The 14167-nt window shown below is 74.4% G+C and carries 10 protein-coding genes and 1 pseudogene; 4 read left to right on the top strand and 7 right to left on the bottom strand.

The annotated features are described in order from the left end of the window. Positions 1–152: 152 nt before the first annotated feature. Both I5Q34_RS23710 and I5Q34_RS23705 read right to left on the bottom strand, forming a co-directional pair. Positions 153–1301: an SWF or SNF family helicase gene (locus tag I5Q34_RS23710; protein ID WP_199894415.1), complete on the bottom strand. Its 1149-nt coding sequence runs from the start codon at positions 1299–1301 to the stop codon at positions 153–155. Continuing rightward, positions 1298–4335: pseudogene (locus I5Q34_RS23705) on the bottom strand (SNF2-related protein); the annotation flags it as partial. The pseudogene I5Q34_RS23705 and the gene I5Q34_RS23710, both read right to left, overlap by 4 nt. 204 nt (positions 4336–4539) lie before the next feature. On the opposite strand from I5Q34_RS23705, the gene I5Q34_RS23700 reads away from it, so the two are divergent. Next, on the top strand, positions 4540–4722 hold the full coding sequence (locus tag I5Q34_RS23700) for a hypothetical protein (protein ID WP_199894414.1): 183 nt from the start codon (positions 4540–4542) through the stop codon (positions 4720–4722). Between the two features lie 42 nt (positions 4723–4764). Here I5Q34_RS23700 and I5Q34_RS23695 read toward each other — a convergent pair whose 3' ends face one another. From I5Q34_RS23695 to I5Q34_RS23680, 4 genes are all read right to left on the bottom strand, one after another. After that, on the bottom strand, positions 4765–5781 hold the full coding sequence (locus I5Q34_RS23695) for a TolB-like translocation protein (protein ID WP_199894550.1): 1017 nt from the start codon (positions 5779–5781) through the stop codon (positions 4765–4767). Between the two features lie 2 nt (positions 5782–5783). Further along, a complete protein-coding gene (locus I5Q34_RS23690; protein ID WP_199894413.1) occupies positions 5784–7058 on the bottom strand; it encodes an MFS transporter in 1275 nt (424 codons plus the stop codon). Between the two features lie 2 nt (positions 7059–7060). Next, positions 7061–7939, bottom strand: a complete 879-nt coding sequence (locus I5Q34_RS23685; protein WP_199894549.1) for an alkaline phosphatase family protein — start codon at positions 7937–7939, stop codon at positions 7061–7063. Between the two features lie 318 nt (positions 7940–8257). Further along, positions 8258–8575, bottom strand: coding sequence for a hypothetical protein (locus I5Q34_RS23680; protein WP_199894412.1), 318 nt, complete (start codon positions 8573–8575; stop codon positions 8258–8260). Between the two features lie 207 nt (positions 8576–8782). Between I5Q34_RS23680 and I5Q34_RS23675 the strand changes: the two genes are divergently transcribed. Together I5Q34_RS23675 and I5Q34_RS23670 are read left to right on the top strand one after the other, a co-directional pair. Further along, positions 8783–9169, top strand: a complete 387-nt coding sequence (locus I5Q34_RS23675) for a roadblock/LC7 domain-containing protein (protein WP_199894411.1) — start codon at positions 8783–8785, stop codon at positions 9167–9169. A 109-nt stretch (positions 9170–9278) separates the two neighbouring features. Then, the gene (locus I5Q34_RS23670) at positions 9279–10223 is read left to right on the top strand and encodes a DUF6397 family protein (RefSeq protein ID WP_199894410.1); all 945 of its coding nucleotides are present in this window, start codon (positions 9279–9281) and stop codon (positions 10221–10223) included. A 325-nt stretch (positions 10224–10548) separates the two neighbouring features. Here I5Q34_RS23670 and I5Q34_RS23665 read toward each other — a convergent pair whose 3' ends face one another. Then, positions 10549–13062, bottom strand: a complete 2514-nt coding sequence (locus I5Q34_RS23665; protein WP_199894409.1) for an RNA helicase — start codon at positions 13060–13062, stop codon at positions 10549–10551. Between the two features lie 129 nt (positions 13063–13191). On the opposite strand from I5Q34_RS23665, the gene I5Q34_RS23660 reads away from it, so the two are divergent. After that, positions 13192–13983 carry a metal-dependent hydrolase gene (locus I5Q34_RS23660; protein WP_199894408.1) on the top strand — a complete coding sequence of 264 codons (792 nt, stop codon included), beginning with the start codon at positions 13192–13194 and terminating at the stop codon, positions 13981–13983. Positions 13984–14167: the final 184 nt, after the last annotated feature.

Raw genomic sequence — 14167 nt, 5'->3', positions numbered from 1 at the left:
GGCGCTGTCCTCAAACTCCCCCAGAGGGGGTGCCCCCAGACGGGCTGAATCAGCCGGTCCGGCGTTTGAGGACGAACGCGGCGCAGCCGCGTTGTGGGGCCGAGGGGCGCAGCCCCGGAAGAAACGGTGAAAGGGTGGGGCCGGGGAAGGAATCACCCCATCAGCAAGCCCAGCGCCACCGCCGCGTCCCGCTCTCCGGGGCCCACCAGCTCGCCCTCCCGGAAAGGCCACCACCGGCCGTCGCGGCCGTAGCGCAGCTGCGTGTCGTCGTCCAGGTGCCAGCGGTTGCCTTCCCTGCGGGGGTGGGCGTCGGTGCCTGATTCGTTCAGGGCGGTCAGCAGTTCGCCTTCCAGTGACGGGAGTTCGGGGGGCGACCACTCGTCCTCCAGGGCTGCCAGGGCGGCCGGGCCGCCGTGGTGCCACGCACGGGCGGCCCGGGCCAGATCGGCGGGGGTGCGGTCGCTGAGATCGGCCAGGCGCTCGGCGGTCGGGTCGGGGGGTGTCAATGCCGCCAGGCGGACCGCGTCCTGATGGGGGGTCAGGTCGGGGAGGGTGGTCTCCGTCAGGAGGCGGCGTGCCAGGTCCGCCGCTGCGGTTGCAAGGAACTCCAGTGCTGCCACGTCGAGTTCGGGCGGCACATGGTCCGTGCCGGTCAGGGCCGGTGGGCGGGTGGGCTCCGGCGGGGACGGGAGCGGTGGCAGCGGCGGGACCAGGGCGCGCAGTGCGAACGCCTCGCGTGCCGGGACGCCGGAGGGCGGCCCCGCCGTCCGGCGCTGGAGCGCGGTGAGGATCTCGTCCTCGCCCCGGCCGCGCATCAGCAGCAGGACGAACGGATCCCGGTCGAGGAGCCGGGCCACCTGGTGGCAGAGGGCGACGGTGTGGGCGCAGTGGTCCCATCCGCCGCACGCGCACTCCGGTTCCAGGTCGCCTATGCCCGGCAGCAGTTCGACGCCCACGGCGGAGGCGTCGTCGGCGAGGTCCGGGGGGACGTCCCGGTCCAGGAGGGCCGCGAGGTGACCGGCGCGGTCGGCCACCAGGTCGAGGAGGCGGTCCCAGTCCGCCTCGGGGAGCCGGTGGACCAGGACGTCGGCGCGGACCTCGTCCACCACCGCGGTGATCCGGCCCGGGCGTACGGACACGGCGCCGACCGCCCCCGCCCGCGCGAGCCGGCGGCCCGCCTTGACCTGTTTGCCGTCCAGCGCGCTGTCCTCCAGGGTCTTCAGCCAGGCCTGGCCCCACCAGCTCCGCGCGAAGGACCCGCCGCGGACCGGCGGCAGTGCGTCGAAGATGCGTTCCGTCATCGGTGCGTTCCCCCCAGGGACACGAGCTCCGCCAGCTCGGTGTCGGTCAGTTCGGTGAGGCGGTCCATCGCGTCGTCGTCGCCGGAGCCCGACGGCCCCAGCACGGCGTCCGCGAGCGCCTGTTTGCGGGTGAGCATCTCCGCGATGCGGTCCTCGACCGTCCCCTCGGCGACCAGCCGGTGCACCTGCACCGGCCGCGTCTGGCCGATGCGGTGGGCGCGGTCGGTGGCCTGGGCCTCGACGGCGGGGTTCCACCAGCGGTCGAAGTGCACGACGTGCTCGGCGCGGGTGAGGTTCAGCCCGGTGCCGGCCGCCTTCAACGACAGCAGGAAGACGGGCACTTCGCCGTCCTGGAAGCGGCGCACCAGCTCCTCGCGCCGCGCCACGGGGGTGCCGCCGTGCAGCAACTGCACGCCCACGCCCCGCTCGGTCAGGTGCCGTTCGAGGATGCGGGCCATCTGTACGTACTGGGTGAACACCAGCACGCTCGCGCCCTCGGCGAGGATCGTGTCGAGCAGCTCGTCCAGCAGCTCCACCTTGCCGGACCGGCCGCCGACGCGCGGTTCTTCCTCCTTGAGGAACTGCGCCGGGTGGTTGCAGACCTGCTTCAGCCCGGTGAGCAGCTTGACGATCAGGCCGCGCCGCTGCAGCCCGTCCGCCTCGGCGACCCGGTCGAGCATTTCGCGCACCACCGCCTCGTACAGGCCCGCCTGTTCGGCGGTGAGCGCGACGGCCCGGTCCGTCTCGGTCTTCGGCGGCAGTTCGGGCGCGATGCCCGGGTCGGACTTGCGGCGGCGCAGCAGGAACGGGCGCACCAGCGCGGCGAGCCGGCGCGCGGCGTCGGGGTCCGCGCCGTCCTCGACGGCCCGGGCGTAGCGCCGGCGGAAGGTGCCCAGGGAGCCGAGGAGGCCGGGTGTGGTCCAGTCGAGGACGGCCCACAGCTCGGAGAGGTTGTTCTCCACCGGCGTGCCGGTGAGCGCGACGCGGGCCTTCGCGCCGATGGCGCGCAGCCCGCGGGCCGTGGCGGACCAGGGGTTCTTGACGTGCTGGGCCTCGTCGGCGACGACCATGCCCCAGCCGGTCTCCGCCAGCCGTGCCGCGTCCAGCCGCATCGTGCCGTAGGTGGTGAGGACGAACTCGTCCTCCGCCAGCCCCTCCAGGGTCCGGGCGGGGCCGTGGAAGCGGCGGACGGGGGTGCCGGGGGCGAAACGTTCGATCTCGCGCTGCCAGTTGCCCATGAGGGAGGCGGGGCAGACGACCAGCGTCGGTCCGGCCGCGTCGGGCAGGGACCGGCGGTGCAGGTGGAGGGCGATGAGGGTGATGGTCTTGCCGAGGCCCATGTCGTCGGCGAGGCAGGCGCCCAGGCCGAGGGAGGTCATCCGGTGGAGCCAGCCGAGGCCGCGCAGCTGGTAGTCGCGCAGGGTCGCGGCGAGGGCCGGGGGCTGGACGACGGGCCCGTCCGCGGCCTCGGGGTCGGCGATGCGGTCGCGCAGTTCGGCCAGCCAGCCGGTGGGGCGCACCTCGACGGTGCCGTCCTCGTCCCCCTCCTCGGCGGGGGCGCGTCCGGTGAGGGCGATGCCCAGCGCCTCGACGGGGGTGACCTTGCGGTCCCGCCGGCCGAGGGCGCGGCGCGCGGCGGCGGGGTCGACGAGCACCCACTGGTCGCGCAGCCGCACCACCGGGCGGCTCGCCTCGGCCAGCCGGTCCAGCTCGGCGCGGGAGAGCTCCCGGCCGCCGAGGGCGTGGCGCCAGCCGAACGCCAGCAGGGCGTCGGCGGAGAGCAGCGGGGGCAGGCCCGACAGCCGCTCGCCGTCCGGCGGGCCGACGACCGCGTGCGCGGTGAGCGTCCGGGCGAACTCCCGGGGCCAGTGCACCTCCACGCCCGCGGCGTCGAGCGCGGCGGCGGCGCTGCCGAGCAGCTCGGTCACCTCCTCGTCGGCGAGGTCGAGGGCGTCCGGGACCGCCGACGAGAGCAGCGGGGCGAGCGCGGGCCAGGCGTGCGCGGCGCGGCGCAGGGCGAGCAGGGCGGTGTGCCGGGCGGTGCGGCCGAAGCGGGCGGCGGCGGGGGCGTCGCCGGTCCACACGCCGGCGGCGTCCGCGACCAGCGCGGGGTCGGCCAGGCTGTGCACCTGGAGGACGGCCCGGAAACGGGGGCCGGTGCTCTCTTCGTCCAGCGGGCCATGGGTCTCGACGCGCAAGGACAGCCGTACGCCCGCGTCGTGTCCGGCGGCGACGGCGTCGGCCCACGGGCGCAGCCCGGGCCGCCGCCGCGGCTCCGGCGCGGCGAAGGCGGGGCCGGTCGGACGGCCCGGAAACGGGGGCCGGTGCTCTCTTCGTCCAGCGGGCCATGGGTCTCGACGCGCAAGGACAGCCGTACGCCCGCGTCGTGTCCGGCGGCGACGGCGTCGGCCCACGGGCGCAGCCCGGGCCGCCGCCGCGGCTCCGGCGCGGCGAAGGCGGGGCCGCCCGCGGCGGCGGCCGCGGCGGGGGAGCGGGGCAGGGTGTCGGCGACCGCGTCGAGGAACGAGCGCAGCAGCCGCACCGGTTCGGGCAGCAGCAGAGGATCGCTGCCGGGCACCGGTACGGCGTGCGCGGTCGGCGGCATCGCGTCGGCCAGCTCCTGGACGCGCCGCAGGTCCTCGGCGGTGAGCGGGCCGGCGCGCCAGGCGTCGTGATCGGTGGCGCTCAGGCCCGGCAGCAGGCGTCCCCGCGCGGCCAGTTGGAGGGCGAACACGGCGGCGGCGCCCCAGAAGGCGGCCGCCTCGCCGGCCTGCCCGGAGCGGGCCCGGGTGAGCGCGGGCAGGGCCGTGCGGACGGGCAGCAGGACGGCCCGCACGGTCGTGGTGGTGACGTCCCCGCCGTCCGGGACGACGACCGTCAGATCCTCGACCGGGCCCCGGACGTCGGGGGCCCGGCCGTCGGGGAGCCAGAAGGCGACGCGGCTTTCGCGGGGCGGGTCGGCGGGCAGGTGGACGGCGGAGCAGCGGGAGAGCAGGGAGATCTCGGAGGGTGTCGCGGCAGGGTTCGGCGTCACAGCGCTGCGCATTCCTCAAATTTGACTAGTGGGCGTCGGAGTCGCCGAGGGTACAGCACGGACGCCCCGTACGAGCCCCGCCGCGATGTGAGCCGCGCCACGGAGCGAGGGACACTGACAGTGACATCCGGCCGGTGACATCCGGTGGAGGGAACCGGCCGCGGACGCCGGGCGTTGTGGGGACGGAGCGGAGGAGGTACCGAGATGAGCAACAGGGCCAAGGTGGCCGTCGGCGGCGTCGCGGTGGGAGCACTGCTCCTGCTGTTCCTGCCGTTCTGGGCGGCGGTGCTGGTGATGGTGGGCGTGCCCGTCGGCGCGTACCTCCTGCTGGACCCCTCGCAGCGCAAGCGGCTGCGGCGCGTGTCGCGCAAGGAGCTGGGGCGGTGAGCCCTTTCGCCGAGCACCCTCGCCGAGCCCGCCCGCCGGTCCCTACCCGGTGAACACCGGCGCCAGGGCGGCCTCCATCAGCACGCGCGGGGTGCCGGAGCCGTCGGCCGGGACGGTCCACAGGTCCGACCCGTAGTCGCCGGGCAGCGAGTACACCAGGGTGCGGTCGTCCCGCCAGACGGCCTGATCGTCCACGTTGCGCCGTTCCGCCGTCGCGGTCTCCCGCCCGGAGCGCAGGTCCAGTACGTACAGCCGCCAGGGCGCGTCGGGCGAGGCGCCCGCCACGCGCTTCTTGTACGCGACCCGGGTGCCGTCGGGGGACAGGGACGGGCACTCGACGTTCGCGTGCAGCGACCGCAGCGTGCGGGTGCGACGCTCCCCCTCGACCAGGTAGGTGCGGCCGCCCGTGGCGGCCGTGGCGTAGAAGCGGCCGTCGTCGGCGAAGGTGACGCCCCAGACGTTCAGATCGGCGGACAGGTGCGGGCGCCCGTCCAGGAGGAAGCGGTACGTCTCGATGTTCCGGTCCAGCTCGCCGGTGCGGACGTCGAGGATCGACGTCCGGGTGGAGAACGCGCTGCCCGCGTACGAGTCGCCGCTGACGAACACCGTCCACGCGGCGACGCGCCCGCCCGGCGCCACCCGCGCCCGGCTCGGCACGCCCGCCAGGTCGTAGCGGCCCCGCTCGCGCAGCCGCGCGTCCAGGACGACGGCGCGGTAGGCGTCCCGCAGGCCCCGGCGCACCGACCGCAGGCAGATCCCGGTGCCGCCCGCGGAGTGGAACCGCAGACAGCGCACGCCGGAGGACATGCGCGGCCCCGAGGGGGCCCGGCCGTCCACCGAGGCGATCTCGTCGCGGTGCGGGCCCCAGGCCATGTTCCGGAAGACGGTGCGGCCCGTCGCGCCCAGCACCACCTCGCCCGGGAGCACCCGCGGCCCGCCCGGCCGCTCCCGGTCCTTCTCCGCTGCCCGGCCGGCCGCGTGCAGGGTGGCGCCGAGCGCGACCCCGCCCAGCACGAGGACGGCGGCGAGCAGGATCAGGAGCCGGTGGGCGCGGGTCAGGTTCACCGGGCCTTCCCCGGCGGGGATCCCCGGCGCAGCAGCACCGCGCCGGCCAGGGCGGAGACGGCGAGCCCGGCGGCCGCCGCGCCCAGCGCAGTCCGGTCGCCCCAGGCCGTCCAGGCCGCGCCGAACGCCACCGAGCACGCGAAGCGCGCCGCCGCCTGGCCGGTCTGCACCACGGCCAGCCCGCTGCCGCGCGCCTCCTTAGGCACCGCGTCCGCGGTCGCCGCGGCGAGGACGCCGTCCGTCGCCGCGTAGAAGCCCCCGTGCAGCGCCAGCACCGCCCCGGCGAGCACGGGCGAGGTGCCGGACACCGTGACGAGCAGCGCGTACGCCGCCAGCAGCGCCAAGTGGCCGCAGAGGAACAGCCGCCTGCGGCCGAACCGGTCGGCGAGGACGCCCATCGGCAGGGCCAGCGCCAGGAAGACCCCGGAAGTGCCCAGCGGGAGAAGGGGGAACCAGGACTCGGACAGGTCCAGGCGGCGCTGGAGAGCGAGATAGAGGAACGAGTCGCTCACCGTCGTCAGCCCCAGCAGCACCGCGCAGCCGGTCAGCCGTCGCACTGCGGGACGGCGCAGCAGGGCGCGAACGGGCGTGTGCGGTCCTGTCGTCGACGTGGGGGAGTTCGCGGGGCCCGCGGGGACGAAGAGCAGCAGGACGAGCACGCCCAGCGCGGCCACGCAGCCGCTGACGGTGAACACCGCGTCGTACCCCCCGGCCGCCACCCGCAGCACGAGGAAGGCCACGACCGGTCCGAGCAGCGCACCCGCGGTGTCCATCGCGCGGTGCGCCCCGAACGCCCGCCCGCGCGCGGCCGGTTCGCAGGACAGCGAGATCAGGGCGTCGCGCGGGGCGGTGCGCAGTCCCTTGCCGGTGCGGTCGGCGGCGAGCACGGCGCCGATCAGCGGCAGGCCGTGCGCCACGAGCAACAGCGGCTTGCACAGGGCCGACAGGCCGTACCCGGCGGCGGCCACGGCCTTGTGCCGGCCGCCGCCGCGGTCGGCGAGGCGGCCGCCGAGGAGCCGGACGAGGGCGCCGACGCCGTTGTACACGCCGTCCAACAGGCCGAAGCCGAGCGGCGAGAGGCCCAGCCCGGACACCAGATAGAGCGGCAGCACGGCGGTGACCATCTCCGAGGAGACGTCGGTGACCAGGCTGACCGTGCCCAGCGCGAGGACCGTCGCGGGGATCGCGCCGCCCCGCCGGCCGGGGCGGGTGCCGCGGCCGGCGGGGGCGACGGCGCCGGGCGGCGGGGTGCGGCCGTCCGCGAGATACACGGTCAGTTGTTCCAGACGCCGGTGATGTCCTTGCCGGACGCGGCGTTCCCGGCGTGCGCGGTGCCGTACATGTCCTCGACGGTGCGCAGCACGTCGTAGTGGTTGTACGTGGTGCCGGAGCTCGAACCGGGCTTGACGGGCTGCCCGTACAGGACGGTCGGGATGCGGTTGCCGCTGAGCCGGTTGTCCTCGTCGAAGGTGACGATCAGCAGGCTGTTGTGGGAGGCGGCCCAGTCCGCGTAGCCCTTGAGGTTCTGCTTGAGCCAGGAGTCGCCGGTGGCGACGGAGCAGTCGTGCATGTCGCTGCACATGTTCGGGACGACGAAGGAGACCGTGGGCAGCTTGGCGTAGTCGGCCGGGAAGGCGGCGAAGGTGTGCGCGGTGCTGGTGGGCACGTTGCCGAAGCCGAACCAGGGGTTGTGCTTCTGGCGGTATTTGCCGCTGCCGCAGGTGGTGGAGCCCTCCGCCGGGAGGGACTCGTTGTAGCTGGCCCAGGTCCTGCCCTTGGCGGCCAACTCCGTGGCGAGGTTGGGCTCGTCGAGGGCACCGACGTCCACGCAGCTGTCGTCGGTGATGCCCTGGGTGTCGCCGGAGAACAGGGCGTAGTAGTTGGGCTGGCTGGGGTGGGTCTCGGCGTAGGAGGCGGTGAGGTTCGCGCCGCCCGCGGCCAGGGAGTTGATGTAGGGGGCCGAGGAGGAGCCGATGACCTGGTCGTAGGCGTGGTTCTCGAAGACGACGACCACGACGTGGTCCGGCGTGGGGACCGCGGCGGCCGCCGGGCTCGCCGAGGAGCCGGCGGCGTCGGCGGCCCACAGGCCCAAGGAGCCCGCGAAGACGGCGAACGCGGCGGCCAGGACGCCGGGGCGGCGTCTGCGGAGGATGCGGAGGGTGCGAGGGGCGCGAGGGGCGTGGGGGCGTGACGAGGCGCTGGGCACGGGTCCTCCGGGATCGAGTGGGGATCGAGTGGGGGGAAGGAATCGGTGACAGCGGTCCGGTGCGGGTTCCGTGACGAGGGGGTACCGGCAGCGTAGGACGCGTGGGGTGACATGTACACGGCTCAACGGTGACCGGTGGGGGAACGCTTGCCGAGCGGCGCGTGGCCGACGCGCGTCGCGGCGCCGGGCGGTTGGGCACCGGGCGGTGGGGTGGCCGGGCGGTGGGGTGGCCGGGCGGTGGGGCGCCGCGGTCGGACGCCCCGGTCAGACGCCGGGCAGTCCGAGCAGGGAGCGGGCCACGGCCTGGGGCGGGGCGCCGCGCTCGCGGGCGAGCGCCACGACCGCCCTGCAGGCCAGCTCGTTCACCCCGAAGCTGAGCGCCTCGGGGGAGACCCAGCGGGCCGCCTCCGCGCTCCTGTCCGGGTCGTTCTCGGCGCACGCGGCGATGTACGCGGCCGCGGCCTCGAACAGGTTGGGCCGCTTGCCCCCGGGTCGCCTCCCGGGCGGTTCGTCCGGACGGCTCGGAGGGTCGGAGGAGCGCCGGCCGTCCGGCTCCCACCGCTTGCGAAGCCTGTTGAACACGCGGATCACCTGCTCCCGTGAGCGGCTCTTCCTGCGGCTGTGCAAGTGTGCCCGATCGTCGGGGGATTGAACCCAGGGGGGACGAAGGCGGAGAGCCGGGTGACGCCTCGGTGCCCGCCCGGCCGGGCGGCGCGTGGTTGCCGACCGGGCGCGGGTGAGCGAGGCTGGCACGGCAGTGCCGGGAACGGCGGAACGGGGAGGCGACGCATGGGACTCGGCAAGGGGCTCGACGCGATACTGGACGACCTGGCCCGCAGGGTGCCCGGTGTACGGCACGTCCTGCTGCTCTCCGGGGACGGCCTGGTGACCGGGGCGGCCGAGGGGCTGGAGAGAGCGGACGCCGAGCACCTCGCCGCGGTCGCTTCCGGGCTGCACAGCCTGGCCAGGGGCACCGGGCGGCAGTTCCGGGCGGGACAGGTGCGCCAGACGATGGTCGAGTTCGACCGGGGCGTGCTGTTCGTGACCGCGGTGGACGAGGAGCGCTGCCTCTGCGTCCTGGGGGACGAGGGTGCCGATCTGGGGCAGGTCGCCTACGAGATGACGGTGCTGGCGGAGCGGGTCGGGGGAGAGGGCGGGGGCGGACGCGAGGGCTGACGCCGCACCGGGCCCGGGACCGGGGGCCTCGTCGTACCACCCCCGTTGTCGTACCCCTCCTCTACAGTCGTCACTGTCGGTAATCAGGGAACGACGGGGAGGGTGTGTCATGGCGGAGCGGTGTGTCCCGGTGCTGCGGGCGGCGAGGGAACTGGGGCTGAAGCCCGGGGAGTTCGAGCTGGCCGTCCAGCTGGGGGAGGTACGGACGGTCGCCTCCGGGCCGGGTGGGGTGCGCAGGGTGCCGGCCGGGGAGATCGAGCGGCACGGAGCGGGTGGGGGAGGCGCGCTGCGCGCCAGGATCAGGACGGTGGGTACGGCGCGGGGCGCGGAGCTCGCCGGCGTCCCTCCGGAGCGCTTCACCCGGCTCGCCCGGTGCGGTCTGCTCACTCCCGTGCGGTTCCACCTCAACCGCTACCGGGCGGTGGTGTGGCACTACCTCGCCACGGACGTCGAGGAGTTCGCGGAACGGCGTCCGGATCTGCTGCGCGGCCGGCTGCCCGCCGCGCTGCGGGCGAGAGCGGCGGCGGGTGACGACGAGCGGGCGGCCAACTGGCGCCGGCTGCGGGTCGGGCAGCTGACGGACCGGGCGGACGGCCCCTGGCAGCGCGCCGCGGCGACGGCGGCTGTGCTCTCCTCCGCGCAACTGGCCGACGCCGTACCGGACCTGGCGGAACGGGCCTGGCTGAGCGCCCTGCGCCCGGCACTGACGGAGCTGCGGCCCGCCACACCCGCCGGGCGGGCGCTGGTGGAGACGCTGGTGCTGACGGAGAGCGCGGAGGAGGCCGCGGGGTATCGGGAGGAGCTCGTCGGGCTGGTGGGGAGAGCGCGTGCGGAGGAGCCGGCACCGGGCGCGGGGGTTGGGGCCGGGGCCGGTGGGCCTTCCGGTCCGGTGGGCGGCCGCCGTGGCGCGGGCGCGCCGGGTGTCGTCACGGGCGTGGGGCTTCTGCGCGGCGGGGTGCGGCGGGCCCGGCGCGTGCTGGGCCGGGTGCGGGCGCTCGACCGGGTGTGCCGGAGGGTGCGTCCGGGGCACAGGGGTGTGAGGACCGGGGCGTGAGGGGCCTCTCACGCCGTCAGGTTCGGGGTAGTTGGTGATGGTTTAGGTGTTGTCGGATGCTACGGGCGTGTTGACTCTCGCGGCGGCCTTGTCCCTGCCGTTCCTTGTCCCTGCTGTTCGTCTCGCGCGGCCTCGCCGTCGTCTCGTCCCGCGCGGCCGTGCCGTCGTCCGGCACTTCTGCGACCGGGTCGCGGTGATGCGGGCCGGCGAGGTGGTCGAGAGCGGCCCGCGCGACGAGGTCCTGGACGAGCCAAGGCCGCCTGCACGCGCGAGCTGCCGGCGGCCGCGATGTGAGGGAAGGGGTGCCCCGGCCGGGGCCCCCTGCTTACAGCTGACCCACGTCCGTGATCCGGACGACCGCCCGGCCCTCCTCGTCGGACGCGGTGAGGTCCACCTCCGCCGAGATGCCCCAGTCGTGGTCGCCGTTGGGGTCGGCGAAGGTCTGCCGCACCCGCCACAGGCCGTCGTCCGGCCGCTCCTCGATGCTCAGCAGCTTCGGGCCGCGCGCGTCGGGGCCGGTGCCCAGCTCCTCGTACTCGTCCCAGTAGGCGTCCATCGCCGCCGCCCAGCGGTCCTCGTCCCAGCCGGACTCGGCGTCCATCTCGCCCAGCTCGGCGACCTTGTCGAGCGCGGCCAGCTCGACCCGGCGGAACAGCGCGTTGCGCACCAGCACCCGGAAGGCCCGCGCGTTGGCGGTGACCGGCTTGACCTGGTCGGCCCGCTCCTGGGCCTCCTCGGCCGTCTCCACCTCGGGGTTGGCCAGCTGCTCCCACTCGTCCAGCAGGCTGGAGTCCACCTGGCGCACCATCTCGCCGAGCCAGGCGACGATGTCCTCGAAGTCGTCGGACTTCAGGTCGTCGGGCACGGTGTGGTCCAGCGCCTTGTACGCGCTCGCCAGGTACCGCAGCACGATGCCCTCGGTGCGGGCGAGGTCGTAGAAGGAGGTGAACTCCGTGAAGGTCATGGCCCGTTCGAACATGTCACGGATGACCGACTTCGGCGACAGCGGGTGGTCACCGACCCACGGGTGGCTCTTGCGGTAGACGTCGTAGGCGTGGGTGAGCAGCTCCTCCAGGGGCTTGGGGTGGCCGATGTCCATCAGCCGCTCCATGCGCTCCTCGTACTCGACGCCGTCCGCCTTCATCTCCGCGACCGCCTCGCCGCGCGCCTTGTTCTGCTGCGCGACCAGGATCTGCCGCGGGTCGTCCAGCGTGGACTCCACCACCGAGACCATGTCGAGAGCGTAGGACGGGGACTCCGGGTCGAGGAGCTCGAAGGCGGCCAGCGCGAAGGTCGACAGCGGCTGGTTGAGGGCGAAGTCCGACTGGAGGTCGACCGTCAGGCGCACGATCCGGCCCTCGGCGTCGGGCTCGTCCAGCTGCTCCACGATCCCGCCGTCCAGCAGCGAGCGGTAGATCGCGATGGCGCGGCGGATGTGCCGCAGCTGGTTGCGGCGCGGCTCGTGGTTGTCCTCCAGCAGCCGGCGCATCGCCTCGAAGGCGTTGCCCGGGCGGGCGATGACCGCCAGCAGCATCGCGTGCGTGACCCGGAAGCGGGAGGTGAGCTGCTCCGGCTCGGAGGCGATCAGCTTCTCGAAGGTGTTCTCGGTCCAGCCGACGAAGCCCTCGGGGGCCTTCTTGCGGACCACCTTGCGGCGCTTCTTCGGGTCGTCGCCCGCCTTGGCCAGCGCCTTCTCGTTCTCGATGACGTGATCCGGGGCCTGGGCGACGACGAAGCCGGCCGTGTCGAAGCCGGCCCGCCCGGCCCGGCCCGCGATCTGGTGGAACTCCCGGGCCCGCAGCGTGCGCACCCGCTGGCCGTCGTACTTGGTCAGGGCCGTGAACAGCACCGTGCGGATGGGCACGTTGACACCCACGCCCAGGGTGTCCGTCCCGCAGATCACCTTCAGCAGACCGGCCTGCGCCAGCCGCTCCACCAGACGCCGGTACTTCGGCAGCATCCCGGCGTGGTGGACGCCGATGCCGTGCTTGACGAACCGCGCGAGGTTCCGGCCGAACTTGGTGGTGAAGCGGAAATTGCCGATGAGCTTGGCGATCTCCTCCTTCTCCTCACGCGAGCACATGTTGATGCTCATCAGCGCCTGCGCCCGCTCCACGGCCTGGGCCTGGGTGAAGTGGACGATGTAGACCGGCGCCTGGCGGGTCTGGAGGAGCTCGGTCAGCGTCTCCGTCAGCGGCGTCGAGCGGTACTCGTACGACAGCGGCACCGGCCGCGTCGCCGAGCGCACCACGGCGGTGGGCCGGCCGGTGCGCCGGCTCAGGTCCTCCTCGAACCGGGAGACGTCGCCGAGCGTCGCCGACATCAGCACGAACTGCGCCTGCGGGAGCTCCAGCAGCGGGATCTGCCAGGCCCAGCCGCGGTCCGGCTCCGCGTAGAAGTGGAACTCGTCCATCACGACCTGGCCGATGTCGGCGTCCTTGCCGTCGCGCAGCGCGATCGAGGCGAGCACCTCGGCGGTGCAGCAGATCACCGGGGCGTCGGCGTTGACAGAGGCGTCGCCGGTGAGCATGCCGACGTTCTCGGTGCCGAAGATCTTGCACAGGTCGAAGAACTTCTCCGACACCAGCGCCTTGATCGGCGCGGTGTAGAAGGTCACCTGGTCGTTGGCGAGCGCCGTGAAGTGCGCGCCGGCGGCCACAAGGCTCTTGCCCGAGCCGGTCGGGGTCGACAGGATCAGGTTCGCCCCGGAGACCACCTCGATCAGTGCCTCCTCCTGGGCGGGGTACAGCGTGATGCCGCGCTCCTCGGCCCAGGTCGAGAAGGCCTCGAAGAGGGCGTCGGGGTCGGCATGGCTCGGCATCTGATCGATAAGGGTCACCCCTCCATACTGCCTGCCCTTTGGCCCGATCAGGGAACCGGGCGGTCGAACGATGATCATCCGGGCATTACGCTGAGTGGCCGACGCGGCGTCAGGACGACGTCCGGCGATGCCGAGGGGTGAACGATCATGATGGGACCGGCGCACTCGCTCTCCGGGGCGGCGGCGTGGCTGGGTCTGGGCGCGGCCGTGGCCGGGACCGATTACGAGATGCCGTGGCCGGTGCTCGTGGTCGGCGCGCTGGTCTGCGCGGGGGCGGCGCTCGCCCCCGACCTGGACCACAAGTCGGCGACGATATCGCGGTCGTTCGGGCCCATATCGCGGGTGCTGTGCGGGATCATCGACGGGCTGTCCCACGCGGTCTACAAGGCGACGCGGGGGAAGGGCGACCCGCGCCGCAACGGCGGCCACCGCACGCTCACGCACACCGCGCTGTGGGCGGTGCTCATCGGCGCCGGCACCTCGGCCCTGGCGATGACCGGGGACCGCTGGGCCGTGCTCGGCATCCTCTTCGTGCACATGGTGCTCGCCGTCGAGGGGCTCCTGTGGCGGGCGGCCCGGACCTCCAGCGACGTCCTGGTCTGGCTGCTCGGCGCGACGAGCGCCTGGATGCTCGCCGGGATCCTGGACGAGCCGGGCCACGGCTCCGACTGGCTGTTCACCGGGCCGGGCAACGAGTACCTGTGGCTGGGGGTGCCGATCGTGCTGGGCGCGCTGGTGCACGACATCGGCGACGCGCTGACGGTCTCGGGCTGCCCGATCTTCTGGCCGCTGCCGATCGCGCGCAAGCGGTGGTATCCCGTGGGGCCGCCGAAGGGGATGCGGTTCCGGGCGGGGAGCCGGGTGGAGGTGAAGGTGCTGATGCCGGTGTTCATGGTGGTGGCGGGGGCGTGCGGGGTGGGGGCGCTGGGGTTGTGGTGAGTTGTGCCCCGCCCCGCCCTTTCACCGTTTCTTCCGGGGCTCCGCCCCTCGGCCCGGCACCGCGCTTCGCGCGGTGAGCGGGGGCTGCGCCCCTGCACCCCCGCCGGGGCTTCGCCCCTGGACCCCATCTCGGGGCTCCGCCCCGGGCCCCGCAAAGCGGCTGCGCCGCTTTGTCCTCAAGCGC

The sequence above is a fragment of the Streptomyces sp. AV19 genome (assembly GCF_015999245.1).
GTDB lineage: Bacteria > Actinomycetota > Actinomycetes > Streptomycetales > Streptomycetaceae > Streptomyces.
The sequence above is the reverse complement of the archived record's forward strand: the minus strand, read 5'-3'. Positions and strand labels throughout refer to the sequence as shown.